Genomic DNA, 25,005 nt, shown 5'->3' on the forward strand with positions numbered 1-25,005 from the left:
GTACATCTATATCTATTAGGCAATACAAAAACACATATCCAGATCCTAGTGAGAGAAAAGATTTATCTGTTAAAGGAATCTTTCTAGATTAAAATGTTATGTTTACAAAAATATAAAACATAAATTAGGTTTAAGTGTATAAATTTAGTCTAAAATAAAAAAGAGTGAAGGCTTGAAGAAAAGAGGAAACTAAATGAGATGGCCACCGAATGCAGCTTGGACCTCAGCCGTAAAAAGAGAAGGTTATCGACATTTTGAAGTTAAAAGCTATGGAGGCAAAAAAGATGAACGGTGGGTAGAACTATTTCCAGTTAACAACAACGAAATTCTTATAAGAGTTCCATGGTCGGAATTAAAAACATACTCAAAGTGGACGAGTGGATGGCTTCAGTTACCAAAAGATGAAAATTGCGATGGCAATTAATCTTTAGAGAAAATAAAAAAAGATGATTTAAGTAATTATTCCTACACGGCTGGTAGTGGTTTGTTCTTATATTTTTGAGACTTCTCAGGACAACCTTCTTTTTATACTGAGCTTTAGAAGGTTGTTTCTTTGAATAAAAAACGTCAGTGCTCCCCCCCAGAAGCCAACCAATTATCGCCCTTGGTAATTGATTGCCTGACGTAAACAAATCCTAAAATTTCCTTTTCTTCAATTGTTTTGTAGGACCGTACGTCTTAGGTAGGGAAACCGTAGAAATATCAAATCTTTTTTAATCAGACATTTAAAAAGGGCCTCAGGGGACCCTTTTTATTTACCGATTCTTTGTAGAAGCTTCTGGATATTGGTGGCCTGGGGCCAAGTGTCTAGTAGAAAGGCTTTCTGACTCCATTAGGGCACCTAAACGATGCAGAGGAGTTTCGACTGAATTGACGCACCTATATCATTGATCCTTGTCGCATCAGACGAATAGCCTACTTATTCATTGAGAATGTTGGAGCAGGAACCAGAATTCAGTTCGCTTCTCTTAAATACTCAGGTGGAGTGTCGACCATCAATGGTGCCTCTGAGCTCAACAAACGTATCTTTGCTCTATTCGCACCTCAACGCAATCAGCCTTAATGCCCATTGCATTTCAACTTAACCTGATCAAAAATAGTAAGTTTGGGGTCAAGCTAGGATCTAATTAATAAATCAAAAACATGAATTCGTCTCCAGAGAAAGAGAAGGGAATGAGCTTTATTAAAAAAGCTGGTAAATGGGCTCCATTAGTGGGAGGAGCATGGATTGTTCTAAATATTGTTGTTCCATTAGCTCTTCTTCGTATTCCAGCAGTCCAAAAATACTTGGTAGTACTGGAGGACAAACTCCCTTTTGACATTCCAGGTATTGGTTAGATGGCAACAGAGATTATTTGTTTTTTCTTGCTTGGTATTGCAGCACTGCTTCTAAATGCTGGACTCGACGCTCAAGTTCTTCCACTCTTTTGGCTAATTCTTCCATTAGTAATCAAATTAAGTTTCGACAATATAACCAGAAAGAAAGCTCTCCTCATCAACAAAAAAACGAAATAAAGGCTAAGGTCGTGAAAAATTAGCCGAAAAGCTTTGAACGAGTTACAAGCATTGACGCTATCAGGGGCATTAGCTGTATTTGCTATCACCTGGCTATTTTTTGGTTTTGGGGATGATGATGATGATGGTGGAGGGATGATGAGACCTGTCAGACAAAATGCTGATTAAAATCAGTTGCTAATAATAAATAAAAAAGCCTCAATCTAAAGAAGAGAATTGTAAGGGTATTTTTACAAGTCCTAAAGCTAATCAAGCTTCTGATCAAGCATTAGCCTAAGTAATGCGAGCATGTGCATATGAAAAATTTTCTAATCAAATTAGTTTTATTCCTATTCATTGTTTTCTCTGGATTAAATAGTGCTGAGGCTGTAATACAAGGCTGGGTTCCACCAGAGGATTATGGAGAAGGTGACTCATATGAAATGGGAATGGAATCCGAAGAAGAAGCTGTAGGAATGGATTCTCAAAGTGAAGAGTTGAGTATGGAAGATATTTTTGGGGATGAACAAGTTTTTCCTTTCCCACCTGGCCTAGGCAATTAATAAAACGCAAACATTCGCTTTAGTAAGGTAGATGCAGATAACCATCTAACTTTTAAGTTTGTTGAACTAATGGCAGCAACAAAAAATGACTCAGAGCCTCTAGATAACTTATCCAGTCAAGAAATAGAGGATATTGTAAGATCAAATGAAATTTTGGATCAAGAAAATGAAAAACTAATCAGAGAAGAAGAAATAGAAGCACAAAGATTCTCAAAGAAAAAATCTACAAAAAGATTGGTTAGACGATTAATAAGATCTCCACTTGAAGTGATAAATAGATCACTTTTTTTTGTATTCATTGGTAGTTTTATATTCTCCTTTGTCTCTGTTTACTCAATCAATAAATTGTGGTTTATCTTTTATGTCATCAGTGCTTTCTCATGTGTGTTATACACTCCAAATAGACAAGCCCTCAAGGAACTAATTGCAGCATGGCCAAATATCGAAGATCTTATAAAAAAAAGAAGTCTATGGAAATAAATTATTGAGACTTATAGGCCATTGATTTGAAAGTTATTTTTTGAGCTAAGTCTGATCTATCCTAAATTCATAATTGATTAAAAGGTAATGGATAAGAAAGAAGCCAAAGGGTACTGGATCTCAACTGCAAAGGTTATTAATCAAGAATTATTTAATGAATATGTCGAAAAAGTTGGGCCATGGCTCAAAGAAAATAGTGGGGAGGTGTTTGCGAAAGATACAGACCCAATAGGAAAAGAAAATACTGAAGATTCAAACCTAGCCGTCATTTGTGAATTTCCATCTATGCGAGTAGCAGTAGAGGCTTATGAATCCAGCGAGTATCAAGAGCTATTAAAGCTACGTACAGCCTCGACAGTTAATTCTACTTTCACAATCATGGAGGGAATGGACGAGGCGACAAAACTTAGAAGAGCAATGGGAATGTAGATAATGACATCAGCCACTTCAGCATTCATTACACATGTATGGATGGATGAATTGACCTAATTACTAACCGCATTAAAACTCATGGAGGCATATTTTGATGAGTACACAAAATAGAAGTGATGATCTAGAACTAGTCAGGAAAAACCTTGAATTAATTATTAGTTCGAACAATTACCAATTAGCCCATGAAGATAGAGAGTTACTCAATAGTGATGAAATGAGAGGAGTGCGAATGCTTCTAGAAATTAATAAACCAGAAAAAATTCTAGAAGAACAAAATATTTTATCAACAATCATCGTCTTTGGAGGAGCGAGCCTTACCGGTAAAAGCTCTATAGATAGCAGACTTGAAATAGCTAAGAACTCTCTTACCAAAGATCCGAGCTCATCTGATTTACAGAGAGAAATAATACGTCTAAAGAATTTACAATCGATATCTCATTACTACGATTCGGCCAGAGAATTCGCAAAGATTGTCTCCAGACAAAACCAAAAAGAACATTGCAATTCACATGTAATTGTCACTGGTGGTGGCCCAGGGATTATGGAGGCTGCTAATAGAGGAGCTTTTGATGCCGACTGTAAATCCATAGGTTTAAATATAAGTCTCCCAAACGAACAACATCCCAATTCATATATCACGCCTGGACTTTGCTTTAAATTTAATTATTTCGCCTTACGAAAGTTTCATTTTGTAATGAGATCTGTTGCAGCAGTGTTTTTCCCAGGTGGATTTGGAACATTTGATGAACTATTTGAATTACTGACTCTTCGTCAAACAGGAATGAAAAATCGAATTCCAATTATTCTTTTTGGTAGAGATTATTGGTCGAAAGTAATCAACTTTCAATTTCTTTCCGATCACGGACTTATTTCAGATGAACATATGACTCTCTTTCAATACGCCGATACTGCTTCAGAAGCTTGGGACATTATTAAACAATAGATGTAAAATAGTTTAATGGATTGGAAAACATCACTAGATTGGTATTGTTCAGGGAACATTCTCGATAAAGAGGATCTAGAGCTTTTAGAAAAACATTATCAAGATGTAATCAAAGAAATCGATACGAATATCTCCCTTGAACTAGCTCCAAAACATATTTGTAATCAAACCAATATTCCAGAGGGAAGTTCTTGGTTTAAAGCAGTAGCAGTTGCACTTGATCGGTTAAATCCTGTTAAGAATGGAAAGCCAAGAAGTTTAATCGTTGATCAATTAAGAGGAAAGCAAAGCAGTTAAACCCTCTTTATACAAAAGAGTTGAACATAAAAGGCCCGATGCCCAACAAAGGCCTCTAGCGAGAGGAATATCACCAACATAAGCACCGATATAAATAAACCTCACGAAAGGGTGAACCCACGCAGCTATCACTGCTACAGGAGATGCAACACCGGCAATCAAACATAGTAAACACGCAGGAGCGTGAAGAGTTATGCTTTCCCAGCAATTTTGATGACACCAAACAGCTCTTTTCCCAAAATCGGGGAGCTCATCAAACAAAGCTCTTGGAGCACTCATATTCTCGGCCGAATATCCAGCTTTGACTCGGCCATAAGTTAGCGGCCCAATTGAAAGCAAAACAACAACGGCAGACAAGCAAAGGCTCCAAGAAAAAGCTGTTTCCATAGAATAAAAAATGATATTTCGAGCTTAAGTGAGGCAGAGTCAAAATGAGGATCAAAGGTTGGGTTTAAATTGATAAGCCCAAAGTTAATACAAAAAAGTTTTCAAAGAGAAGATAAAATCACAATATTTAGTTCATAAACTTGTTATCCTCTGAGAGTCATAAGAGTTCTGCTCGACTAAATCATCCATTATCAAAGAAATCAAACATGGACTGGGATTCTGCAAAACAACATTGCAACGAGCGAAACTGGCAATGGTCATTGGAATTAATCAAACAGGCTCAAAAGGAGATGGAAGAGTTAGAAACGAAACTAAAAAAATGTGAGGATCAACAGAAAGCTAATCGTTTATATAACGCTTGTAATTACTAATGGAAGAAATGAGCGCAACAATAGTTCCATTGGGTTCACTTGCACTTCTATTTGCTGTTATTTCAATCCTTGTCTTCCTTAGGAAAGCAAGTATCGCAAGACAAGCTGATGAATCTATAAAAAACAGAATGGAAGCAAAAAGAAATGAAAAGACCGAATCTCTTGAAGAACAAAAAAAACGTTTAGAACTTTTGCTTAGAAAATAAAAAGAAACTTACTTACAAATTATCTTCGCTTATTTTGCCAATTCTTTTAATCGGATTAGACCCGTCTCTATGATTTGCTGGATCAAATGGAAAGTTTGTATCTGGGCCTAAAAGATCATCAATACTTTTTGAATCCATTGAACCTTGATCATTTTCAATATCAACATCCATAGTCATCAACATTGGCTGTGCTTCAACTGCCTGGAAACAAAAACTAACAACTAAAAATAGGGAAAGAAATAATCCAAAACAAGTTTTGATAACACTATTCATTGAGAGGTAAAAGATTAACTATTTGCTCAAGGAAATTATATTTCCTTATTTTTCAATAGAATACTATTCTTCAAAGATCAGACATGCAGGTGAGGAAGGATTTAAAGCACACTCTCTCTCCCAGTATGAAGCGATCGCTGTCATTCCTCTTTTGACCGCCTCGTGTTTTCTACCTATGTCACCCATATTTTCTCTGGGGACACTAAAAGAAGTTTGAAGTTTCATAGTTTTCCTCTTCAATTAATCTCGGTATAAACCATCAAGAAGGCCTATGGCAAGTGAATTTATCCTCATCTTTCTCTTAAATTATTCTAGAGTCATCAATTAAAATATTTTACTCTGGGAATTTCAATTTTTGACATCTGATGAGCTGCTTAAAAAAAGCAAAATCAACCCAAGCAATTAAGGTTTATGACAAATGACTTCAACAATAATTTCAATAATGACATTAGGCATCGCTATTACAGGAATTTCAGTTTGGTGGGTCAGAACAACCCTCAAAGAGGGTAATAAGGCACTTAAAGAAAGCCAAAAAGAAGATCTAGACAATTAACACTTTCGTAGCTTTAGGTGCAAAGCAATGCATTGTAAAAAACATTTGAACATCTAGTAAATAAAAGCACCTCCACTTAAATTGTGGAGGTGCTAAGAAACACATTCTCCAGACCAACTAACAGTTACTTCTTATTAAGGGCAGACTTAACCTTTGTGGGAGACAAAGCCTTAAGTTCCTTTTTTATCTCATTTTGACGCTCATCAAGAACTTTAATACGAGCTTTAAAGCTCTCTTCTAGTCTTTTTCTGGTGTCCGCGATGTCGTCGAGTTCCTCTTGACGTTGATTATGCTTAAGCTCTACAAGCTGACTATCAGAAACAACATAAACAGTTCTGGTAGGTGCAATTAAAGAATCAGAGAAAAAAGTATCGAAGAGTGAAGTGTACATAACTTTTCTTTCGGAGTACACAACTACTCTGTCCTAAAGTAATTCAGTTAGGGATGAGGCATACCGTAGAAATTGATTCGGTAAATACAACTCACTTCGTTTGCTACTACTCAAAAGTTAGGTATACCGACCTCTAATTTTTTTCACAAAGCGTCTCTTGAAAGAGATAACAAAATAATGGCTACATATTCACTCTTACTTGGAATCCTCGTGATAGTCATCTCATGGAAATTCTTCAATGACTGGGCTTCTGGTCTGGCAGGATTTATTTATGGTGGCATTTTATTTTGGAGTATCAAATTATTTGTTCAACTCATTAAAACATTATTTGGATAAAAAATAATGTCTCCGTTGATATCAAATGAAACTACTGAAACCATGTTTTAAGCCCCAAAAGATAGTCACCAAAATTGCCGACAAAGGTAGTGCGATGGCAAGTGTGATATTGATTGTTCTAAAAATCTTCCCAACTCCATTACTCGTATCTTTAGAAGGATCTACGATAAGTGGCATAGAGAATACGTATTTTTTTTATTTATAGGCGCATTTCTCATTCAATTGGTTAGATTGTCGTAATTATCGAGACAGTCTCATGTATTTATTAGGTCTTGGACTATTAGTTTTAAGCACTTGGTATCTGATGAAGCTATACACAAATTTCAATAACGATCCGATAGCAAAGAAAGAAATCGACAATGCGTGGCAAGAAGCAAAGAAGGAGGCAAAAGGTAAAAATCCTTTTGCACCAGGAAGAATTAAAGAGGCTCTCAATGCATATAAAGCCGATATGAATAAAAAAGACAACTAAAAAAGAGAAAATCCAAAGAGATCAAAATATTTTTAAAAAGTAGTTAAATTAGTTATTTGTAGATTTAGTAGTGAAACCCTCATTAGTTCTAATGGATTATGTAGACAGAAAGACATTGAATAATGAACAACTAGAATATCTCGAGCAAGTTTTAAAAGCATCAATTCAGAAATTGAAATTCACTGGTATCGAACCTGTAATTGCTAATAATGAAATATGTGATGCAGCACTCATTTCCGAGGGTTCCTATGAAATAAGTTGTATTGCGTCCATACTTGACATGCTTCAGCCAACAGAAAAAAGAATGGAGCGCAAAAAAAAGGTATTCAACGCTCTATGTAATGCAGGATTAATAGTTACCGATTAAAGAAAGAGTACTACCTGAGCAAACAGATTCAAATAAATATAAATAAGATATCTACCAAAAATACCAGTGAGAGGCATTGAACCTCTCATGCCGCCTGACGGTCTGGGTAAGCTTTATTGAGCAGCTTCAGGTGCTTTTCTGGCTTTGCGTGCACGTCTAGCAGGTCTCCCAGCACTTGGCTTAACAACTGCAGAAACATCAGCTTTAGCTTTGGCTGCAGCCTTTTTAGCTACTGGCTTTTTAGCTACTGCTTTCTTTGCTGTTGCCTTTTTAGCTACAGGCTTTTTAGCTACTGCTTTTTTAGCTGTGGTTTTTTTTGCTGCAGCAGCTTTGGGAGCAGAGCCTTTACGTGTGCGATGAGAAAGAATTAAAGCCCATTCATCAGCGCTAATATTTGCTGGCTTATTTCCATGAACCTCAGAAACTTTAGCTGCTTTTTCGATGTCTTTAATTAGGTTTTTCCAAGAAGCTGCGTAACGTTTATCAGACTGAGATTTAGCACCGCTTTCAACAAGGGTTTCAACGACTTGAGAAGCAGTAACCTTCTTACGACGTCTGTTAAAGATCTCCTTTTGCAAGGTAGCAATCAAGGCATCACCTTTAGCACTAACTTTGATGGATAACTGAGACATAACTCAATAATTACTTTCTTAATACATCTATCACATATAGGGTATTTAATTCAATAGTCAATGGTTAATCGACTACTAAATATTCATATATCTATTAATATCAATTAAAGTGATACCTTCAAATAATTGGATCTTGACTATAAAGGCATATCTTTGGCGAGAGAACGCAAAAAACGAATACAAAAACAATCCTAGTCAATAAAACTAATAGACCTCATATGCTGATCAAAGGTCGTATGGGAACACTAATAAGCGAATTGATCTATTCAAAGTGTCATTCCACCTCTGGATACCAATAAATCTCTTTCACTGGTTGCCGCATTCAAAGAAGACAACGTGAAATCAAATGGTCTCCATGAGGAAAAGACGACGATGAACATGACATGAAAGAATTGTTTTGCAATGCTTGTCGCTGGAATAATTGAAATGTTGACATGTCATGCAAACGCAAGCTGAACATGTGTTTTTGAGAATCGCTTTCTCAAGGAATTACCACTCTTCTTCTTGACCGAAGATCTGATCGGCACAAGTTTCTTTGGGGCGAGTCGCAGACATTGACCAATTCCAATAGGCTTGGCAACGTCAGATACCCAATCTTCAGCCTTAAAGACAGCATACGGGGAAGCAGATAAAGTCATTTACTTATAGCAGTACACATGTACTAGCAAAAATCTTTAGGTAATGTCAAGTCATATATTTCAAAACATCTAAAAAATGTCGCCTGGAGTAGCAAAAATCGAACAAACAAAATGTTCAAACACGCTCAATATTTCAAGGATATAAAGCATAATTAAAAATAATTAAACGGATAGGTCTACCACAAAACAAAATAAGCAATAAAAAAGCCCTCATCTTATGAGGGCAAAATAAAGTGCTGAAGGATCCCCATCACCCAGCTTTTCAAAAATAATAATCAAATCAATCAGATTAGGCAACATTAAAGCACTATATGTTTCACCTCAGGCTTATATGAACACCATCTGTAGGGGGGGGGGTTGATTTATATGGGAAATAGGGTTAGAAATAGTATCCCCATCACCCAGACCCGTAGGACACCATACCTAGGGTCTTTTTTATTGGAAAACCTTTAATAGAGGGATTTCGTCAATATTAAGCATGTAGGAGCTGTGGAAAACATTTGTTATGTCAATGAATTTGCGAGCTAAAAAATATGTCCTTACCTAAATCTTCGGAAAAGTAGCTTATAAAGGTTTAAAAACGATTAATTGAAAAATCCTTCTCAATTAAGTAAAAAGGTTCTAAATCTTTTAATTGATTGGAAAAAGACAATTGCGCTAAAGAAATTAAATATATCGAATAAATCCAGTTGAAATCTCTATTTGATTACACAAAATGATTGATCTCAAAAGAAATAGCAAAAAGGAACCTATTGAAACCACAGGCCTTCGAAGTCGTAAGTCTTCTATATATAAGCCAAATCAACAAGATGATTTCAAAATTAGTAGAGGTCGTTTCTCAAATTTCTTGACGTGTCAAAGGTGCTTTTATCTCGATAGGGTAAGAGGTCTTGATCCTCCTGGGACACCAGGTTGGACTCTTAATGAAACCACTGACCTATTACTAAAAAAAGAATTTGACGATTGCAGACAAAAGCAGGTTCCACACAGAATATTTGCATCTAATGGACTATCTCATGTTGTTCCATTTGATCATCCTGAAATAGATAACTGGAGGAACTCACTTCATCGGGGACTAATTCATCGTTACAAGGATACCGGAATAATTTTGACTGGCGGTGTAGACGATATTTGGCAAGACACTATTACAAGACAACTTATAATTGTAGATTACAAATCACAAGCAAAAAACGGACGAGTTGATAAGAAAGATTATTTAGAGGATCCTTTTCACGCAGCCTATAAAATTCAAATGGACTTTTATGCTTACTTACTCTCGGGTATGGGTTTTAGTGTTCATCCAATATCTTATTTTCTAGTTTGCAATGCAAAAAGAGATGAAGATGAATTTAATAAGACCATGCGTTTTGATGAATATCTTGTCCCCTACAAATGGAACAATGATTGGATAGAGAGTCGACTAGATGAAATGGTCACACTAATGAATCAATCAGAGATTCCAGAATCAAATCCTTCATGCAAGAACTGCGCCTATGCAGATCAATATTCGAAAATAGTATTTTCAAGAAATTCAAGTAAAAAAGAAATTACACAAGGAACTTTGCCATTATTTTAAGAATGCTAATAGTTTTAAAATGATTCTGATCAAAAAACGTCTAAAGGGTTAATGGGATGTGCGGAAGATATCAGCTATTAACTAAATTTATAAATTTACCTGACCTTTTAAAAAAAGATGCGCCAAGGGGATTGAGTCAAAATTATGAACCACAAACATTAATCAAACCAGGTTCTCCCATTCTTGTTCTTAAGAATGAAGGCAAGACGCAAACATCCATAATGCTATGGGGGTTTATATCTGAGTGGAGTAAAGATCCTTTTGACAACACTAGGCCAAAGCCATTTAACGCGAGATCAGAAAGTGTTGAAGAGAAGAAACTTTTTCGTGCAAGCTGGAGGCATAAGAGATGTTTGATACCAGCCAGTGGTTTTCTAGAAAAAGGTCACCGAATAGGTAGAAAAGATTCTCAAACTTTCTGGTTAGGAGGACTTTGGAATCGATGGATGTCCAAAGAAGGATGTGAACTAGAGAGCTGTTGTGTTCTAACGACCGAACCAAATGATTTAGTCAAACAATTTCATAACCGTATGCCCGTTATTATTCCAAATGGGTTAGAAGAAGAATGGATCTCTTCAGTTAAAAATGCTCAAGACCTTAAAGCTTTAAAACCGCTAATGACTAAATGGGACCCAGAAGAATGGAAAGCCGAGCCAATAAAAAAAACTAATGCAAACCAATTATCCTTCCTATAAAATAATGAAAAAAAGGGCTTACTTAAGCCCTTAGACAAGTTTATAAAATCACAACATCAATGATCGTGATGCACTTCTGCCGAACTAGGCATTTCATGGGCAGATGACAGTTTCTTCAATGATTGAGATCCACAAATAGCAGACAGAGCGATCACTACCAAGGATGCAGTGCTTAACAATTGAAGCACTATCGGCAGATGTGAGTTAATTCTTTCTCTTAAGGTAGTCATTTGGGAAGTTAATTAACACTTCATTCAAGCAAATAGAATAAGCACCGTCCATAGCTTGAATATTGTGAACTAAATAGCCAAAAGCAAAATAATAAGCATTAATAAATTCAGTCCTACTGTTAAGAGTGATGTACTTGGTTTAAATTCATCAGCCAAAACAAAGGACTCAAGCTTTTATTGATTTCTAATTATGACCTAAATATTTAAAAGTCTCATAAGATACATAATGAAAATTAGAAATTGAAAGAAAGCATCTGAATAAATAAAAGTACAATTAAACCAATAATTAACTGAAACTACTCATGGCTGACAAATTAATAAAGCCTAAAACCACTAGACATCAGATATCTGATTAAAATTAATTAAACAAAATTAATCGTAATGAACGGAAATAAAATTGATCTTCCTTCTCTCGACAAACTTAAAGAATTAGAAAAAAGCGCAAGAGTAGATGGGAGTGGCATTGAATTTGACTCTCTATTAGGACTATGGAAATTTAATTCAGTTTGGAAGCAGGGCTCAGATATAGAAGACACGATTTCAAGCACTTTGCTACAGGTTCTTTCAGCCAGTCTAGAGTTGAAGAAGGATACACAGAATCCAGAAGAAAAGAAATTTACTATCGCTAACGCTATTAAATTTGGATTACTATTTCTGAGGTTCAGTGGCTACGCAAATTTAGAAAGGAAGCAACCATTATTACCCTTTTATTTTGATTGCATTCAAATAAAGCTAGCTTCATTAACTATTTTAAAGAGAACTCTACCGGCACCCGATCAAAAGAGGAGGCCGTTTTTTGCACTAATAGCTATCGATCCAAACGGTAAATGGTTGTCAGCAAGGGGAAAAGGTGGGGGACTTGCTCTGTGGGTAAAAGATAAATAAGCTAAGTGCTTTTATATTCTCTTAGCTGTTGTGTTTAGCAAATTATTTAAAGATAATTTTTAATAACCAATATCTCCGTAAATAAATTAATAAGCAAATGCAATACAGACTTTGGGTCATCAAGCGATAACTTTATTTCTAAGAGAAATTCTTTCAATAGAATTTGGATGCTCTCGAACAAATTTATTGAACTCAATAGCTAACTGTCTAGCTTCAAAAGCATCGATAGCATAAAAACCTAACTCATGTCTTTTGTTAGCTAAATCTCGGTAGCTTACAGCGTATCTTTTGCAGGATGTAATCGGTCTTGAAGACACTTTTTTTACAAATGTTAACTACCCTGATTCTAAAAATAAAAATATAATCCTGAAAGAAATCTACCGAACAATTTGGGATAGGAAACCGAATATGAAGTTACATAATGCTTTTGATCAATTAGATGTGAAACAATATCTGAACTAAATTCTTATGACGATCATCGAAACAAAATAAAAGCTAAATTGATTTTTTAAAAATTGTATATATTTTAAAAGACTTGAAAATAAGAAAGTACCTAATATTCAACTATTATAAAATTTAAATAAATTAATAATATTTACTTTATAGATTTGGCATTTCCCCTTACTTACTCACATTAAGTAAAAAGCTAACTTTAATGAAATTATTCAATTTATTAAAGTTATTACTTTTGAGATATACAAAGCAATTGTCAAAGCATCCGAGCAACGAAATTTATGGGGACTCAAACAAATTGATTACAAACATTATTTAAATTCACCAAATTTAAGTTTATCCAACTCGTCATATTATGGAATTTACCAATCCTGATTTAATTTATAACAATAATCTCAATACCCATAGAATTATCTGATTCAATTTCAATTTTTTAACAACTTAAATCTCAAAACAAAAAATTACTTTTTAGTAGAGAAATAATTAATAAATAATTACCAATCAAATCTAGATATTTACTAATTTAAAAAACCAGAATGGCTAGAAATAGCAGAAATCTAGTATTTGATCTGAGCTATGCCATTCCATAAATAGACGGCCGGTGTTTGATTAAGCAGCTTTAAACTGAACACTACTGTTGTCGGTCCATGTCCAAGCAGACTTCTCCATTGTAGATAGATCGACTCTGTGGCTCGCCATCCAGTCTCCATTGGCTTCTATAAATTTCTCAATATTCCCCTTTGGGTGCTGATGTATAACAATTATTTTTTGAGGGTCATCATCACTACACCCTCTGTACAAAGGCTGTATATTAAACTCTCTATGCCTTCTGGTAGCATCTTTACTGTCGAAGATTGCAGCCCACTCATCAAAAGTGCTTTCAACCTTAAAAGTAAAAACTGAGGTAACAGTAGAAGACATCTAAAATCTTTGATATGGGCAAACGATACCCAAGCAAAACAAAACTGACTAACAGTTGTTGTAAAAACTAGATAAATAAGAAAACTTTCTGCTAGAAATAGCTGATGCAGATACCAAGAAAAACCCTCAAACGAATTATCAACTTAATTGTTGTTCTACTCGTTGCCATTGTTGGATTCATCAAAGTAAAGCACCCATTTAGTTATTTAATTGGAGTCCCTGTTACCAGTTGGGTCGTTTATCTTTTATGTAATGCCTTGTGCACAGATATTCTTTTTGGAGAAACATTAGGTTGTTCAGAAAAAAGTATTTACAAGGAGAAATAAGCTATCTACGAATTAAAACTTTCTCAATAAGTGAAGAGAACAAGATATCCATAACCTGAAAAATACTTGCAAAGATAAACTCAAATTAAGATAACGAATTAATCATAAAATTACTCTTGACAACTCAACATAACAAAATGATATTCGCTTTACTCAGTTGGAAATAATCTTTCTTTTAGCTGAATTAATACCATGTCTTTTAATAGGCTATTTACTAGGACGATTTAAAAAAGATTTATCCCTAATGATATCTCGTCCTTTAATGAGCTATGGAATTCCTATCAGCTTGATGGGGATATTACTTAAGTCTGGACTTCAATTCCCTTTGATACAATCTGCAGCTTTAGCACTGGTAGCTATTGGCATTTTAATGACTCTATTAAATTGCCTTCATGGTATAAAAAACTTAATACCAAACAGATCTCTTCAATTAGGTAGTGCAATCGGAAATACTGGGTATTTCGGAATACCAGTTTCACTAGCACTGCTTCCAAATCATGCTTTGATTTACAGCATAGGTTTTGACCTTGGTGCGACATTATTAATTTGGAGTATCGGTCCAATACTGCTAACAGATCCTTCAAAAGTTTTAAGTTCTAATAAATATTGGCAGAATTTCATAAAAGCAATCTTTACAAGCCCTGCTGTAAAAGGACTGATTGGCGCATTAATTGTTCATTCATCACCATGGAATGAACAATTAACCACCATACTTTGGATACCTTCAAGGGTTGTAATTGTTTTAGCACTTGTAATCGTTGGAATGCGTCTAAGTTGGTTGAGGAAAGCAAATCTCTCAAGAATAAAAATCCAAATAACATCCATAAAAAATGCTTTAATCATGAAACTTGTTGGATTGCCAGTCATTATGTTGATCATTTCCTCAGCGATCAGATTACCCAACGTCATGCGAGAGGCTTTAGTACTTCAATCAGCTGCGCCAACAGCAATATCTGTCTTACTAATATCCCAAGCAGCGTCAAGAGATGAAGAGGAAGCCACATCGCTTGTTGTCTTAAGTACGATCATCGCGCTCATATCAATTCCTGCTTGGTTGATGATTTTAAGATTGTAAAAAGTTAACAACTATCGCCTTTTAACACAGCTTGTCTAAGTTGTAAGAAATACAATTTTTTTAATGACCTCAGCTACAGCAACAAAAGCGACAGCAAAGAAAACAGCGGCAGTAAAATCATCAACAGTAAAATCTCAATCAATTTATTCATCAACCCAATCAAGATTTGCCAGTTCAAAGCTAATTCAAAACCTAGGTTCATCTAATGATGGGGTTCAATTCGATTTTTCAAGTTCATTAAGAACTGCATTTGGAAGGGACTAAAAGGATATGGACCTTTTAAAAACACTTTTTACAGTTGCTATATGTCTGGGTATTGGATGGGCAATCTCAAAAGGGATTATGTTTGGTTTGACTCATATTTAATATGCCTGAAGGATGGCATCCTACAAATGAAGAACTTGAAGTGATAGAAAGTGCATGGATGAAAGTCAATATCGCATGAGAAAAAATAAAAGCGCGAGAAACTGCAAATAAAAAATATATTTCAAATATGCTTAACGTAATAGCAGATCATTATCAAGAAAATTAATGGCAAAAGAATGGGAACCAAAAGAAGAACATCAAGCAGTTATTGCAAGGAGTATAGAGTTTATTTCTGATGAATTAGCTGAGTTGCAAGAGGCTTTACGTTGTCCAAATTCATTTATTGTTGAAATAGCTAATAGGGTAGTATCTGAATATAAAACAAACCAAATCATCATTAGAAGAGATGAATAATAAATGGAATTTCTGCAATCACATGATTTAAACCAATTGGGGCTTTGGACCCCTCTTATTGGAGGTATTCTTCTTTACGTTGGCTTAAATCTAAAAATCACTGAAGTTGATCCTAATGAGTAATTAATACATGAAAAATAATTACAACGATGAGAAAAGGTTCAATTTATTGGAATAGCTTGGGATGAAACAAGGAACTCTTGAACTAATTTTTTTTGCTCTGATTTTCTTGAGTCTTCAATTTTGGTGGATAAGGATGACAATTAAAAATGGTCGAACTGGAGAAGTAGATAAATGGGGGCAAAAAACAAACCCCAAAAAACTAAATGAATTGGAGAGAGTGAAGCAAGATTTAGAAAAACTTTTTCGATCTTAGTTCTCAATACTACTTAAACTCTCTAAATAATGAACTATCAAATTTTGCTTGAAAGCTTCGCTGCTGGTGAATGGATGAATAAAGACGAAATATCATTACTAGAATTAGAACTTGATTCTCAAGTAGAAACTATTAAATTTTCTCGGACTCAATGTTGCACAGAAAAAGCAACAAAGCACATTTGCGAGGCAGCTCAAGTTTTCGAAGGTAGTAGTTTGATCACTTGCTTTGCTTCAATACTAGATAAGGCCAAACCCCTTTCTCTTGGGAATAAATCAAGAGGAGCAAAAGTCATTGATGCACTTCTAAATAACAATTATTTAATGAATTAAACTAGTAAAAACAATTATCAATTCATTATTAATAGACAAATTATTATTAAACAAATCCAATGAGCAATAGTGAAAGTCGTGAAGAAAGGAGAAAACGTTTTAAAAATCTCTCAAGTGCAGAAAGAAAAATGTTGATTAGAAAGAAACTAGAATTGCAAGGTTTAACAGAGGGAAGCGGTGTGAGGGGAAAGGATCAATCTTCTTACGACAAAGAAGAAATGATAGATTTAATTCTATTAACAAGATGTTTTCTTAAGAATAAATTTCAATAACTCATCCAACCAAAATTTGTTTTACGAAGTTAATCCCTGCAAAATGGGCATATGAATAAACCTATTAAAAAAAAGAAAATTACCTTTGCAAGCTTTGCTGTTCGTACTCTTGCTATTTCTGCAAGCACCCTCTCTCTATTTGATTTTCTAAAAGGAGACTATCAAGCTGGAGGGCTTCTAGCACTTGGATGGTTAACCATCGTGATCGGGGAGAAAAGGATTTTTAATGGGGACAAGACAAATGAAGAAACCTAAGAAAATTTTCAACTGTTAACTATCAATAAATAGATCTATAAAATTCATTCAGCTTTTATTCTCTATGCCACCATAAAAGAGGTAACAATATATAAGAATTTAAATATTGAGGCATTTTATTACACCCCATTAGTTCTATGAGTGAGACAAAAAAAAATAAGAACTTCAATCTGACAGAAATGAAGTTCAAGTTTAATGATCTATTTACTGGAATTGCATTGCTGTTGTGTGCATTTTTATGTGCGTTTAGCCTTGCACTAATTGCAATAAGGCTAGGGCCAATAGCTAAATGGGCTAATTATCAGACTATTTGTGTTGAACAAGAAAGTTTAAAATCTCCAATCGAATGGGCGGTGCGTAAGTGCAATGGAAGGTCAAAAGTTTATCAAGTGAAGTGAAGGCAACTCAATTAAAGTTGAGTTGAGGCTTTTTACTTTTCAGAAGATAACGTTTTTCGCAAGAACCAATAACAAACAAATCAATAGTTTGTTTAGATCCAAAACAATAGAAATCCTGCCAAAAGACCAGACATATGACCTAACAAACTAATTCCAGGTAAGAATGACCAAATAATTCCAATACCTGTAAGCACAGAAATAGATTTAAGTAGTCTTGGATCTTTCTTTAGGTGACATCCAATGAACAAAAATCTTTTCTTTCCATAAATTGTAGTCATTAGAATAAACGCGTCGATACCAAATAAAACACCACTAAAGCCAATGGCTAGAGACATAGGGTTTCCATAAATTAAAATATCTAGGCACCAACAAATGAACGCTTGGAGAGGCATTATCAATACAATAAAAGCTAGAAAGAAATAGTCACTTCGAAGACTTAAAGATTTAAGAAAATATCTAGCTACGATGATTCCAGAAATATTTGCCAATAAATGATTAACATCACCATGAAAAAAATGGGATGTAATAATCCTGTATGGCTCATAAAACAAACGTCCAGACCAATAAGCAATGGAAGCCTTATCAATTATTCCAAAGATATCTGTTGCAAAGAAGCAAATAGTGCAAGCCAAAAAGGGGACAAAATATTGCCAATCATCTTTTGAAATCTTCTCAAGCATTCGTAAGTAGATTTACCAATAATACAATCGTACTTCGTGAATATGATCTTTTGAAAAACGAATAGAGCTAATTCTTTAACTATGTGAATAAGCTTAAATATTTACCTATCAAGAACATCGCCCATAAAGAAAAGGACTGAGGCCTAATGTGAGCAAATCTATTATTGATATAAATGAAAATTGATGTAGAAAAGAGACTAAATCTCAATAGTTATGAATGGTGGAGAAACCACCGAAGGTTTGTAACCCTTGGGATATTTCTGGCATTTTTTGCTGGCTATGTCAGAGGTCCTTCAGCAAAAGACTTCAAAGTCAATGATATTTGCGGCCGCCTTAGCGCTGATTTAATTACAGGGGAAGAGGCTGCAAGAGAATTAAAATTAGGAAAGAAAAGAATCGATGGGCTAGAAGGAGAAAAAGCTGATATTACTAATCACTACTACCATGCCAAGTACTACTGCCAAGGCTACACAAAAGGCAATGTAGGCTTGGGATACTAATAAACATATTCAACAAAAATAGCCAGAGAAAGCATTGCACTTTTCACGCCGCTTTTACGGGTCTGGCTTTTTAACTAAACTTTTACGGTTTTAGAACTAACTTTTCTTGCACGCCTCGCAGGTCTGCCTGCTACAGCCTTAGATGCTCTTTTAGTAACTGAATTAGCACTTGAAACTGATTTTTTAGCCTGAGCGGAAGCTACTTTTTTAACTGCAGTTTTAACTTTAGAAGTCTTAACTTTTGCTTTTGAAGCACTCTTAGCTGTCGAAGCTTTAGTTAAACCCTTCTTTGCGATTGCTTTTTTAGCTGAGACTGTCTTGACAGAGGCCTTTTTTGCTACGGTTTTTTTGACAGTTGTCTTTTTAGCTGAGGGTTTTGCTGATACATTCTTAGCATTCTTAGTCTTACGAGTACGGTGAGAGAGAATCAGAGCCCACTCATCTGCACTTATATTTGCAGGCTTATTACCGTGGATCTCAGAAACTTTCGCAGCTATCTCTATATCCTTTATTAAATTTTTCCAAGAAGCCGCATATCGCTTATCAGATTGTGATTTAGCACCGCTCTCTACAAGTGTTTCGACAACTTGTGATGCAGTTACTTTTTTTCTTCTCCGGTTAAAAATTTCCTTTTGTAGAGTAGCGATCATGGCTTCACCTTTAGCGCTAACTTTGATACTTAATTGAGACATTGATTTAAGAATTACCTATATACAACATCTAGCACATTGTGGGTATCCAAGCCGAACAATCTATTTACATGTAGATGTAAATAGCATTTAAATTGGATGGACTTACATAAAAAAAATATTCTAAAAAAAGTAGAAGCGGTATAAAAAGCAAGTCATAGTCAAAATAAATAGATTGATCAATAAGTCTCACTTACGATAAAAATGACTATCAAAAAGTTCTTTAAGATTTATCCTCTCTCTAAAAAGTACGCAATAAAAGGCATAAAACACAAACAAATATATAAGACCCATCCACCTAGCTATCTATTGCAAATGTTTTTTCTAATTTTGCTTTTATCTGCTTTAAAGACGGTTCTGAGACAATGAGTATTTTTTTATAGAAGCCAAAAAATTTAAAACACGCCAAGGGAACAAATATCGTCAGTAGTATGGTTTTAGTTGTAATCATGTGAATGTTATAAGCCAAATCAATGAAAAACGCTCAAATATTACTTGTTAAACATATATATACTCAAGGTCTTTAAAAAAATTTTTAGTTAAGGTCAAGGGAATAAAAACGAATTAATCAGTTTAATAAAATGAACGACAGGAAGGATCTCAAGGCACTTATTTACCAAGTAGCAGCAGCTACAGATAGAGGTCAAAGGATGAACGCGATGATAGCTCCTATGTACAAAAATAAATTAGTAGAGATGAATAAACTAGTTGAAGATCTACTACCCCTATCAGATGAAATAACTCAGAGTTCTATTGAAGGTGAATGGGAGCTTATTTTCTCATCAGTTGAATTATTTAGAAGCTCACCATTTTTTTTAGCCATTGAAAAGGCTTTAAACGATAAATCAAAAAGCGATTTATTTTTCAAGCTTCATCTTTTACAAGTTGGATCATTTGGTTTATCAACAGTAGGAAGAGTCGGTCAATATCTAAACTTTGATAAAGGGGAAATGATCTCCACCTTTGATACCACAATATTTGGACTCACAACGATCCCAATCCTTGGATGGTTCAAGCTTTTACCTACTTTTGGTGGTCGAGTCATAACTCTGGCTAAGGGGCTTAAACTGACACACAACATTCTTTCAATGGAGTTAGAGAAAACTAAAGTATCAGAGGTGGATGGACTAGGAAAAATACCTTTTTTAAATAGTATTCTTATGGAAAAGTGGTATCCAGTAAAGACCGTATGGAACCTTTTGCCATGGAATAAAGAAAATCCAAGTTGTGAGATTAGAGTGATCTATGTAGACGAGGATTTAAGAATCATTAGAGATATGAACGGAGCATTATTTGTTTACATCCGGCCATCAATTACTCTTTTAGACCAAACAAAAATTTAAGTAAATTTCTTTTTTGAATATTGACTTTATCCAAGCAGTTCTGAATAATTTGTTGTAGAAACACTAAAGAAGAAAAATCCCCTTGGTACAAAAATAAATGAAAAATCCAGAAGTAATAGTTATTGGGAGTGGTATTGGAGGATTATGTTGTGCAGGATTACTCGCAAAAGCTGGCAAAAAAGTCCTAATTCTTGAGGCTCATTCAAAGCCAGGAGGAGCCGCCCATGGTTTTGAGAAAAATGGTTATAAATTTGAATCTGGTCCCTCTCTTTGGAGTGGAATAGGATCATGGCCTACAACAAATCCATTAGGCCAAGTCCTCAAAGCTCTTAATCAAAAAGTTGAATTAATCAAATATCAAGATTGGAATGTTCAAATTCCAGAAGGCGAATACAAGATTGGAGTTGGAGATAGACGATTCCTTGATCAGATCAATTCAATAAGCGGAAATGATGCCGTTAAAGAATGGGAAGATTTTCTTCAAGTGATTAAGCCAATTGGTGCAGCAGCTAATGCAATTCCCCTAATAGCTCTAAATCAAAACAAAGAAACCGTTTTTCAGCTGTTAAAACGGAGTAAAACTCTCCTCACCCACTTGAAATCCTTTAAATACCTAGGAGGTGCTTTTGGAAATTTGGTTGATAAACATCTTGAAGATCCTTTCCTACGAAATTGGGTTGAATTACTTTGTTTCCTAATAAGCGGTTTATCCAAAGACGAAACGAATGCAGCTGCGATGTCAACACTTTTTGATGATTGGTTTAAACCAGATGCCTACTTGGAATATCCGAAGGGAGGAAGTGAATCAATCGTTAAGGCTCTATTAAATGGAATTTATTCATTTGGAGGAAATCTTAGACTTAATTCAAAAGTAAGTCAGATAATTATAAAAAAGAACCAAGCAATCGGAGTTGAGTTAAAAAATGGCGAGAAAATATTCGCAGATCATATTGTTAGCAATGCAGATATTTGGAACACCATTGATTTAATACCAAAAGAGATATCTCAAAAATGGAGAGAGGAAAGGTCAATGACTCCAAAATGTAAGTCATTTCTTCATCTACATCTTGGGTTTAATGCAGAAGGTCTAGAAAATATTCCACTCCATTCAATATGGGTTGATGATTGGTCGAAAGGTATTACTGCCGAAAGAAATGTAGTAGTTCTCTCTATTCCTTCGGCTTTAGATCCAACAATGTCTCCTCCAAACAAACATATTCTTCACGGATATACGCCTGCTAATGAGCCCTGGGAGAAATGGGAAAATCTTAAAATAGGCACCAAAGAATATGAAAAAACAAAAGAGGAGCGCTGCTCGGTCTTCTGGCAACCAATAAAAAAGCTAATACCTGATATTCAGGAAAGAATCGAAATAAAAATGCTAGGGACACCACTTACTCATCAAAGATTTTTAAATACAAAAAACGGAAGTTATGGTCCAGCCCTCTCAGCAGCAGAAGGGCTTTTCCCAGGGAATAAAACTCCTATTAAAAATCTATTCTTGTGCGGATCGAGTACATTCCCAGGAATCGGAATACCACCTGTAGCCGCTAGTGGTGCTATGGCAGCCAATACAATTCTTGGCTCAAAATTTCAAAGAAATCTCATCGAGGAGCTAAGAATATAAAAGCGCCTATTTTATTGAAAATTATTTTAGATCAATAGTCCAACGTCTTTGCCCCATTCGATCTGATTCTGAATAACAATGTGCAATCAAATCTCCATTTCTTCTCCTGACTGAACATTCTAAGCCGTCCTCCGTTTTGAAGAAAGCAGAAGTAGCCGGTGAGACCTCGTTTGAGAGATGAGAACCCAGATTGTTTAGAATCAAAGACCAAATCAAATCTTCATCAGCATCTTTGCTAGCTGTGAATTGCATTTTCTGTCGAATCCTTTGTATTGGAGACTGAGTCTGAGTTTAAAATATCAGAGCCAGGAATACTCTTAGCAACGGAACCGATCAGGGTTGTATGAGATTCAGGATTTTTCTTTAAAGCAGTTACGCCAAGATCATTTTTGGATATCAATATAAAAATAATTATCCCAACAAATGTCAAAATAATTGCTAAGGCCAAGGAAGAATCCATGTGGGATATTTATTCAGCGAAATTAAAAAATAATACATATTTCAAAATCAATTTAACTCTGAGAAATAATTCTTATCCCTATCATTAATATATAACCATCGGTAAGTAAAAAACATTACACAAATATGTAATTATTAAAAATAACTTAAATTTTAGTAAATTTCAAAGGAACTTAGAACAAAAATTATTGGATAATCATAGAAGTCTAATCAACTAAATGAGCGAAAATAATTTTAATACTAGTAATCCTGAAACAGCTAACCATCATTGGTTCCCATTTCTAAGATATAAAAAAGAATGTGAAGCAGCTGGGAAAGAAGCAAGTGTTAATGAATGGATGAGGGCAACTGGTCAACTCGATGCAAAAATAGCTCATGAAGAATCAGTAGCATTAGCTGCAAAAATAGCCGCAGAAAAAGAAGCTGACGCAAAAAAAGCAATAGAGAAAGAAGCTGAGGAAAAAAAAGCTGCCTTAAAAAAGAATATGCAAAACTCAACAAATTCTGTAAGCGACAATAAATCAGCAAAAAATTGAGTCAAATTTTAACTCGGCTCCGATCTGAAATTATATGAGTAAAGCGAAAACAATTCTTACAAGCTTTTAAGAGTTTGAGCTTTTTAGAAAATATGCCTTAAAAAATAACTAATTCGACTTCAATTTAATGACTTTTGCTTTGGCCTCATCAGAACTAGGTGTTAGTTCATTCACTATAAATCTTATACTAATTACCTCTGTAGGCGTTTTGCTGGGATTACCAACATTTTTCCTCCTAAAATCTGGTCAAGGCAAGTCTGCACTATAATTAAAAAAAAATCAGTAGATTAATTGCGGCAAGGCGGAAGACGTACCCTTATAAAGCGCAGATTTTCACTTCAGACGGCATACTAGACAATATAAAAAAACATACCTAATGACTAACTCAATCAACAAAGCTTTTACAGGAGCAATTGCTCTATCTTTAATAGTCATAGCTGTAGCACGTATCCCATTTTCCAGAGAGAAAGAGTTATCAAATTTATGCAGGGAATATTACACAATGTACCTTAATCAGAATGACTACTCACTAAAAGAAAAAAACGCAAAGATAAGTTTGATTGCAAAGAAAACAGGTCTTAAAGCTGAGACAAATAATGTTGGCAATTTTTGTAATTCGTTCTACTTCAACCAAAGGTAGATTTAAATAACAATATAGAAAAGTTTTTCCGATTTGATTTATTCATATATTAATAGGAAAAAATACATTAGTAATTTTATCGGTAGATTTAATAGCTATTTAGTAGTTCAATAAAGAAAATAACGAGGAAAATTATGAAAAACCTCATCAAATCTATGTAAAAAAATTAATGTTATCATAGAAAAAATTTGGATTAAGTAATAATGACAAATTATTGGTATGTCATCTAATATGAGTGGCATTTGGGATGCAGAATACTATATAAATACATCATTTCCAAGTTGCCTTCTCTTAAACGATTGAACAACAATGGATACAGCCTTAAGCCAACTCAAGTGAATCATCTCAGATCAGAAACTTTTCAAAAGCCTTATGAGTGATTAAAAATCAGCATAAAGACAGTAAGAATCCACTAATGAGATGTATGGTTTTTTTTCTATCTGGTGAATCTAAATTTTCAAACTCATGATTCAAAAAAAAATTTTATAGAGTTAAATAAATTTATAATAAAAATGCCGGAGCTTTCAAAAGTCATTTCATCAACTGACTTTGATGAATGGTTTTCATTGAACGACACTGTTATGGGAGGCTCAAGTAAAGCAGTTTGTAGAGCGTCTTCAAAAGGCCTCTCCCTGGAGGGTGTTGTAGTCGAGGAAAAAGGGGGTTTTGTTAGTTGCAAATCTCCAATATTTTTACCTCTTCTAAATTTATCTAATTATCAAGGTTTTGAATTAAGAATTGAAGGTAAAGGTCGAACATTAAAATTTGGAGTGTCATGTAAATACGGATTTTTTGGTCTAAGGGAATTCTTCTTAAATAAATCACCCGGTGGGCTCAGATGGGTAGCAGAAATAGAAACAAAAAGATTTGGGACAACAATTATCAAAGTTCCTTTTGAAAGCCTTGAACCAACAGTTCTTGCAAAAAAAATATCTTTTCCAATTAAGTTCAAATCCGACTCCATAAGTCAATTTCAATTACTACATTCCAAATTCGGTAGACCTGGAGAACTGAATCCTGGCTTTAAACCCGGAAAAATAAATTTTGTGTTGCAATCTATTAGTGTTTATTAGCACTAATAGAAAAATTAGAATATTTATACTTTTCTTAATTCATAGATAATAAAACACCTTGGAAAGAAGATTATTTGCAGATGAATTCAAGTGTAAAACAAATTATTTC

The 25,005-nt window shown here is 34.6% G+C and carries 47 protein-coding genes; 34 read left to right on the forward strand and 13 right to left on the reverse strand.

The annotated features are described in order from the left end of the window. Positions 1 to 193 precede the first annotated feature (193 nt). The 9 genes from AC6EIW_RS02365 (at position 194) to AC6EIW_RS02405 (ending at position 4,209) form a co-directional block, all read left to right on the forward strand. A complete protein-coding gene (locus tag AC6EIW_RS02365) occupies positions 194 to 424 on the forward strand; it encodes a TIGR02450 family Trp-rich protein (RefSeq protein ID WP_498521009.1) in 231 nt (76 codons plus the stop codon). 719 nt (positions 425 to 1,143) lie between these two features. Then, entirely contained in the window at positions 1,144 to 1,338 is a 195-nt protein-coding gene (locus tag AC6EIW_RS02370; protein WP_498521010.1) for a Signal peptidase I, read from the forward strand. Further along, entirely contained in the window at positions 1,339 to 1,515 is a 177-nt protein-coding gene (locus tag AC6EIW_RS02375; protein ID WP_011294556.1) for a hypothetical protein, read from the forward strand. Positions 1,516 to 1,548: 33 nt separating this feature from the next. After that, entirely contained in the window at positions 1,549 to 1,683 is a 135-nt protein-coding gene (locus AC6EIW_RS02380; protein ID WP_011294994.1) for a hypothetical protein, read from the forward strand. Positions 1,684 to 1,811: 128 nt separating this feature from the next. Beyond that, complete coding sequence (locus AC6EIW_RS02385) at positions 1,812 to 2,057, forward strand: hypothetical protein (protein ID WP_498462821.1); 246 nt, start codon at positions 1,812 to 1,814, stop codon at positions 2,055 to 2,057. Positions 2,058 to 2,126: 69 nt separating this feature from the next. Next, on the forward strand, positions 2,127 to 2,537 hold the full coding sequence (locus AC6EIW_RS02390) for a DUP family protein (protein WP_498521011.1): 411 nt from the start codon (positions 2,127 to 2,129) through the stop codon (positions 2,535 to 2,537). 87 nt (positions 2,538 to 2,624) lie between these two features. Beyond that, a complete protein-coding gene (locus tag AC6EIW_RS02395; RefSeq protein WP_498521012.1) occupies positions 2,625 to 2,966 on the forward strand; it encodes a DUF1330 domain-containing protein in 342 nt (113 codons plus the stop codon). 97 nt (positions 2,967 to 3,063) lie between these two features. Continuing rightward, the gene (locus tag AC6EIW_RS02400) at positions 3,064 to 3,912 is read left to right on the forward strand and encodes an LOG family protein (RefSeq protein WP_498521013.1); all 849 of its coding nucleotides are present in this window, start codon (positions 3,064 to 3,066) and stop codon (positions 3,910 to 3,912) included. 15 nt (positions 3,913 to 3,927) lie between these two features. After that, a complete protein-coding gene (locus tag AC6EIW_RS02405) occupies positions 3,928 to 4,209 on the forward strand; it encodes a hypothetical protein (protein WP_498521014.1) in 282 nt (93 codons plus the stop codon). Here AC6EIW_RS02405 and AC6EIW_RS02410 read toward each other — a convergent pair. Then, positions 4,186 to 4,596, reverse strand: coding sequence for an MAPEG family protein (locus AC6EIW_RS02410; protein WP_498521015.1), 411 nt, complete (start codon positions 4,594 to 4,596; stop codon positions 4,186 to 4,188). The genes AC6EIW_RS02405 and AC6EIW_RS02410 overlap by 24 nt on opposite strands. Positions 4,597 to 4,802: 206 nt before the next feature. Between AC6EIW_RS02410 and AC6EIW_RS02415 the strand changes: the two genes are divergently transcribed. Both AC6EIW_RS02415 and AC6EIW_RS02420 read left to right on the forward strand, forming a co-directional pair. Continuing rightward, positions 4,803 to 4,967: a hypothetical protein gene (locus AC6EIW_RS02415; RefSeq protein WP_498521016.1), complete on the forward strand. Its 165-nt coding sequence runs from the start codon at positions 4,803 to 4,805 to the stop codon at positions 4,965 to 4,967. 8 nt (positions 4,968 to 4,975) lie between these two features. After that, positions 4,976 to 5,173, forward strand: coding sequence for a hypothetical protein (locus AC6EIW_RS02420; RefSeq protein ID WP_269605829.1), 198 nt, complete (start codon positions 4,976 to 4,978; stop codon positions 5,171 to 5,173). 12 nt (positions 5,174 to 5,185) lie between these two features. Here the strand turns inward: AC6EIW_RS02420 and AC6EIW_RS02425 are convergent, their stop codons facing one another. Together AC6EIW_RS02425 and AC6EIW_RS02430 are read right to left on the reverse strand one after the other, a co-directional pair. Further along, the gene (locus AC6EIW_RS02425; protein ID WP_498521017.1) at positions 5,186 to 5,446 is read right to left on the reverse strand and encodes a hypothetical protein; all 261 of its coding nucleotides are present in this window, start codon (positions 5,444 to 5,446) and stop codon (positions 5,186 to 5,188) included. Between the two features lie 63 nt (positions 5,447 to 5,509). Next, complete coding sequence (locus tag AC6EIW_RS02430; protein ID WP_498521018.1) at positions 5,510 to 5,671, reverse strand: hypothetical protein; 162 nt, start codon at positions 5,669 to 5,671, stop codon at positions 5,510 to 5,512. 193 nt (positions 5,672 to 5,864) lie between these two features. Between AC6EIW_RS02430 and AC6EIW_RS02435 the strand changes: the two genes are divergently transcribed. Further along, a complete protein-coding gene (locus AC6EIW_RS02435) occupies positions 5,865 to 5,999 on the forward strand; it encodes a hypothetical protein (RefSeq protein ID WP_498521019.1) in 135 nt (44 codons plus the stop codon). A gap of 124 nt (positions 6,000 to 6,123) precedes the next feature. Here AC6EIW_RS02435 and AC6EIW_RS02440 read toward each other — a convergent pair whose 3' ends face one another. Beyond that, entirely contained in the window at positions 6,124 to 6,390 is a 267-nt protein-coding gene (locus tag AC6EIW_RS02440; protein ID WP_498521020.1) for a hypothetical protein, read from the reverse strand. Positions 6,391 to 6,567: 177 nt separating this feature from the next. On the opposite strand from AC6EIW_RS02440, the gene AC6EIW_RS02445 reads away from it, so the two are divergent. Continuing rightward, positions 6,568 to 6,726, forward strand: a complete 159-nt coding sequence (locus AC6EIW_RS02445; protein ID WP_498521021.1) for a hypothetical protein — start codon at positions 6,568 to 6,570, stop codon at positions 6,724 to 6,726. A gap of 21 nt (positions 6,727 to 6,747) precedes the next feature. Here AC6EIW_RS02445 and AC6EIW_RS02450 read toward each other — a convergent pair whose 3' ends face one another. Beyond that, positions 6,748 to 6,903, reverse strand: coding sequence for a hypothetical protein (locus AC6EIW_RS02450; protein WP_269605837.1), 156 nt, complete (start codon positions 6,901 to 6,903; stop codon positions 6,748 to 6,750). 79 nt (positions 6,904 to 6,982) lie between these two features. On the opposite strand from AC6EIW_RS02450, the gene AC6EIW_RS02455 reads away from it, so the two are divergent. Further along, positions 6,983 to 7,198 (forward strand): hypothetical protein, encoded by a 216-nt coding sequence (locus AC6EIW_RS02455; protein ID WP_158466695.1) that lies wholly within the window; start codon positions 6,983 to 6,985, stop codon positions 7,196 to 7,198. 70 nt (positions 7,199 to 7,268) lie between these two features. After that, positions 7,269 to 7,565 (forward strand): hypothetical protein, encoded by a 297-nt coding sequence (locus AC6EIW_RS02460; protein ID WP_498521022.1) that lies wholly within the window; start codon positions 7,269 to 7,271, stop codon positions 7,563 to 7,565. 113 nt (positions 7,566 to 7,678) lie between these two features. Here AC6EIW_RS02460 and AC6EIW_RS02465 read toward each other — a convergent pair whose 3' ends face one another. After that, the gene (locus tag AC6EIW_RS02465; protein ID WP_498521023.1) at positions 7,679 to 8,197 is read right to left on the reverse strand and encodes a hypothetical protein; all 519 of its coding nucleotides are present in this window, start codon (positions 8,195 to 8,197) and stop codon (positions 7,679 to 7,681) included. 1,353 nt (positions 8,198 to 9,550) lie between these two features. On the opposite strand from AC6EIW_RS02465, the gene AC6EIW_RS02470 reads away from it, so the two are divergent. Together AC6EIW_RS02470 and AC6EIW_RS02475 are read left to right on the forward strand one after the other, a co-directional pair. Further along, a complete protein-coding gene (locus tag AC6EIW_RS02470) occupies positions 9,551 to 10,411 on the forward strand; it encodes a PD-(D/E)XK nuclease family protein (RefSeq protein WP_498521024.1) in 861 nt (286 codons plus the stop codon). Positions 10,412 to 10,467: 56 nt separating this feature from the next. Then, a complete protein-coding gene (locus AC6EIW_RS02475) occupies positions 10,468 to 11,106 on the forward strand; it encodes an SOS response-associated peptidase (RefSeq protein WP_498521025.1) in 639 nt (212 codons plus the stop codon). Between the two features lie 56 nt (positions 11,107 to 11,162). On the opposite strand, the gene AC6EIW_RS02480 is transcribed toward AC6EIW_RS02475, so the two are convergent. Beyond that, positions 11,163 to 11,336, reverse strand: a complete 174-nt coding sequence (locus tag AC6EIW_RS02480) for a hypothetical protein (protein WP_498521026.1) — start codon at positions 11,334 to 11,336, stop codon at positions 11,163 to 11,165. A gap of 381 nt (positions 11,337 to 11,717) precedes the next feature. Between AC6EIW_RS02480 and AC6EIW_RS02485 the strand changes: the two genes are divergently transcribed. Next, positions 11,718 to 12,221: a hypothetical protein gene (locus AC6EIW_RS02485; RefSeq protein WP_498521027.1), complete on the forward strand. Its 504-nt coding sequence runs from the start codon at positions 11,718 to 11,720 to the stop codon at positions 12,219 to 12,221. A gap of 119 nt (positions 12,222 to 12,340) precedes the next feature. Here the strand turns inward: AC6EIW_RS02485 and AC6EIW_RS02490 are convergent, their stop codons facing one another. Together AC6EIW_RS02490 and AC6EIW_RS02495 are read right to left on the reverse strand one after the other, a co-directional pair. Next, entirely contained in the window at positions 12,341 to 12,538 is a 198-nt protein-coding gene (locus AC6EIW_RS02490) for a DUF8647 family protein (RefSeq protein WP_498521028.1), read from the reverse strand. A gap of 745 nt (positions 12,539 to 13,283) precedes the next feature. After that, positions 13,284 to 13,595, reverse strand: a complete 312-nt coding sequence (locus AC6EIW_RS02495) for a DUF3764 family protein (protein ID WP_498521029.1) — start codon at positions 13,593 to 13,595, stop codon at positions 13,284 to 13,286. 104 nt (positions 13,596 to 13,699) lie between these two features. Between AC6EIW_RS02495 and AC6EIW_RS02500 the strand changes: the two genes are divergently transcribed. The 9 genes from AC6EIW_RS02500 to AC6EIW_RS02540 all read left to right on the forward strand — a co-directional run bounded on the left by AC6EIW_RS02500 (position 13,700) and on the right by AC6EIW_RS02540 (position 17,349). Continuing rightward, positions 13,700 to 13,921: a hypothetical protein gene (locus AC6EIW_RS02500; RefSeq protein ID WP_498521030.1), complete on the forward strand. Its 222-nt coding sequence runs from the start codon at positions 13,700 to 13,702 to the stop codon at positions 13,919 to 13,921. A gap of 157 nt (positions 13,922 to 14,078) precedes the next feature. Further along, positions 14,079 to 14,996, forward strand: a complete 918-nt coding sequence (locus tag AC6EIW_RS02505; RefSeq protein ID WP_498521031.1) for an AEC family transporter — start codon at positions 14,079 to 14,081, stop codon at positions 14,994 to 14,996. A 63-nt stretch (positions 14,997 to 15,059) separates the two neighbouring features. Next, positions 15,060 to 15,260 (forward strand): hypothetical protein, encoded by a 201-nt coding sequence (locus AC6EIW_RS02510; protein ID WP_158466706.1) that lies wholly within the window; start codon positions 15,060 to 15,062, stop codon positions 15,258 to 15,260. 267 nt (positions 15,261 to 15,527) lie between these two features. Then, complete coding sequence (locus AC6EIW_RS02515) at positions 15,528 to 15,716, forward strand: hypothetical protein (protein ID WP_498521032.1); 189 nt, start codon at positions 15,528 to 15,530, stop codon at positions 15,714 to 15,716. A gap of 184 nt (positions 15,717 to 15,900) precedes the next feature. Further along, positions 15,901 to 16,092, forward strand: coding sequence for a DUF8681 family protein (locus tag AC6EIW_RS02520; RefSeq protein WP_498521033.1), 192 nt, complete (start codon positions 15,901 to 15,903; stop codon positions 16,090 to 16,092). Between the two features lie 29 nt (positions 16,093 to 16,121). Further along, positions 16,122 to 16,424, forward strand: coding sequence for a hypothetical protein (locus AC6EIW_RS02525; protein ID WP_498521034.1), 303 nt, complete (start codon positions 16,122 to 16,124; stop codon positions 16,422 to 16,424). Between the two features lie 59 nt (positions 16,425 to 16,483). After that, positions 16,484 to 16,696, forward strand: coding sequence for a hypothetical protein (locus AC6EIW_RS02530; RefSeq protein ID WP_498521035.1), 213 nt, complete (start codon positions 16,484 to 16,486; stop codon positions 16,694 to 16,696). 51 nt (positions 16,697 to 16,747) lie between these two features. Further along, positions 16,748 to 16,951: a hypothetical protein gene (locus tag AC6EIW_RS02535; RefSeq protein WP_498521036.1), complete on the forward strand. Its 204-nt coding sequence runs from the start codon at positions 16,748 to 16,750 to the stop codon at positions 16,949 to 16,951. 137 nt (positions 16,952 to 17,088) lie between these two features. Beyond that, on the forward strand, positions 17,089 to 17,349 hold the full coding sequence (locus tag AC6EIW_RS02540; protein WP_269613056.1) for a hypothetical protein: 261 nt from the start codon (positions 17,089 to 17,091) through the stop codon (positions 17,347 to 17,349). Positions 17,350 to 17,441: 92 nt separating this feature from the next. Here the strand turns inward: AC6EIW_RS02540 and AC6EIW_RS02545 are convergent, their stop codons facing one another. Further along, the gene (locus AC6EIW_RS02545; protein ID WP_498521037.1) at positions 17,442 to 18,029 is read right to left on the reverse strand and encodes a rhomboid family intramembrane serine protease; all 588 of its coding nucleotides are present in this window, start codon (positions 18,027 to 18,029) and stop codon (positions 17,442 to 17,444) included. A 173-nt stretch (positions 18,030 to 18,202) separates the two neighbouring features. Here AC6EIW_RS02545 and AC6EIW_RS02550 point away from each other — a divergent pair, with 173 nt between their 5' ends. Further along, on the forward strand, positions 18,203 to 18,529 hold the full coding sequence (locus AC6EIW_RS02550; RefSeq protein WP_498521038.1) for a hypothetical protein: 327 nt from the start codon (positions 18,203 to 18,205) through the stop codon (positions 18,527 to 18,529). Positions 18,530 to 18,603: 74 nt separating this feature from the next. Here the strand turns inward: AC6EIW_RS02550 and AC6EIW_RS02555 are convergent, their stop codons facing one another. After that, the gene (locus AC6EIW_RS02555) at positions 18,604 to 19,221 is read right to left on the reverse strand and encodes a hypothetical protein (protein WP_498521039.1); all 618 of its coding nucleotides are present in this window, start codon (positions 19,219 to 19,221) and stop codon (positions 18,604 to 18,606) included. A 578-nt stretch (positions 19,222 to 19,799) separates the two neighbouring features. On the opposite strand from AC6EIW_RS02555, the gene AC6EIW_RS02560 reads away from it, so the two are divergent. Further along, entirely contained in the window at positions 19,800 to 20,561 is a 762-nt protein-coding gene (locus AC6EIW_RS02560; protein WP_498521040.1) for a PAP/fibrillin family protein, read from the forward strand. A 97-nt stretch (positions 20,562 to 20,658) separates the two neighbouring features. Next, entirely contained in the window at positions 20,659 to 22,188 is a 1,530-nt protein-coding gene (locus AC6EIW_RS02565; RefSeq protein WP_498521041.1) for a phytoene desaturase family protein, read from the forward strand. A 21-nt stretch (positions 22,189 to 22,209) separates the two neighbouring features. On the opposite strand, the gene AC6EIW_RS02570 is transcribed toward AC6EIW_RS02565, so the two are convergent. Both AC6EIW_RS02570 and AC6EIW_RS02575 read right to left on the reverse strand, forming a co-directional pair. Beyond that, positions 22,210 to 22,440 carry a hypothetical protein gene (locus AC6EIW_RS02570; RefSeq protein ID WP_498521042.1) on the reverse strand — a complete coding sequence of 77 codons (231 nt, stop codon included), beginning with the start codon at positions 22,438 to 22,440 and terminating at the stop codon, positions 22,210 to 22,212. Next, positions 22,424 to 22,648, reverse strand: coding sequence for a hypothetical protein (locus AC6EIW_RS02575; protein WP_498521043.1), 225 nt, complete (start codon positions 22,646 to 22,648; stop codon positions 22,424 to 22,426). Before AC6EIW_RS02575 ends, AC6EIW_RS02570 begins: the two co-directional genes overlap by 17 nt. Before the next feature lie 217 nt (positions 22,649 to 22,865). Between AC6EIW_RS02575 and AC6EIW_RS02580 the strand changes: the two genes are divergently transcribed. The 4 genes from AC6EIW_RS02580 to AC6EIW_RS02595 all read left to right on the forward strand — a co-directional run bounded on the left by AC6EIW_RS02580 (position 22,866) and on the right by AC6EIW_RS02595 (position 24,896). Continuing rightward, positions 22,866 to 23,183: a hypothetical protein gene (locus AC6EIW_RS02580; RefSeq protein ID WP_498521044.1), complete on the forward strand. Its 318-nt coding sequence runs from the start codon at positions 22,866 to 22,868 to the stop codon at positions 23,181 to 23,183. A gap of 127 nt (positions 23,184 to 23,310) precedes the next feature. After that, positions 23,311 to 23,451, forward strand: coding sequence for a hypothetical protein (locus AC6EIW_RS02585; protein WP_498512138.1), 141 nt, complete (start codon positions 23,311 to 23,313; stop codon positions 23,449 to 23,451). Positions 23,452 to 23,559: 108 nt separating this feature from the next. Next, the gene (locus AC6EIW_RS02590; protein ID WP_498521045.1) at positions 23,560 to 23,823 is read left to right on the forward strand and encodes a hypothetical protein; all 264 of its coding nucleotides are present in this window, start codon (positions 23,560 to 23,562) and stop codon (positions 23,821 to 23,823) included. A 512-nt stretch (positions 23,824 to 24,335) separates the two neighbouring features. Beyond that, complete coding sequence (locus AC6EIW_RS02595; protein WP_498521046.1) at positions 24,336 to 24,896, forward strand: CIA30 family protein; 561 nt, start codon at positions 24,336 to 24,338, stop codon at positions 24,894 to 24,896. The last annotated feature ends 109 nt before the right edge of the window (positions 24,897 to 25,005 follow it).

Source organism: Prochlorococcus sp. MIT2308, assembly GCF_059772345.1.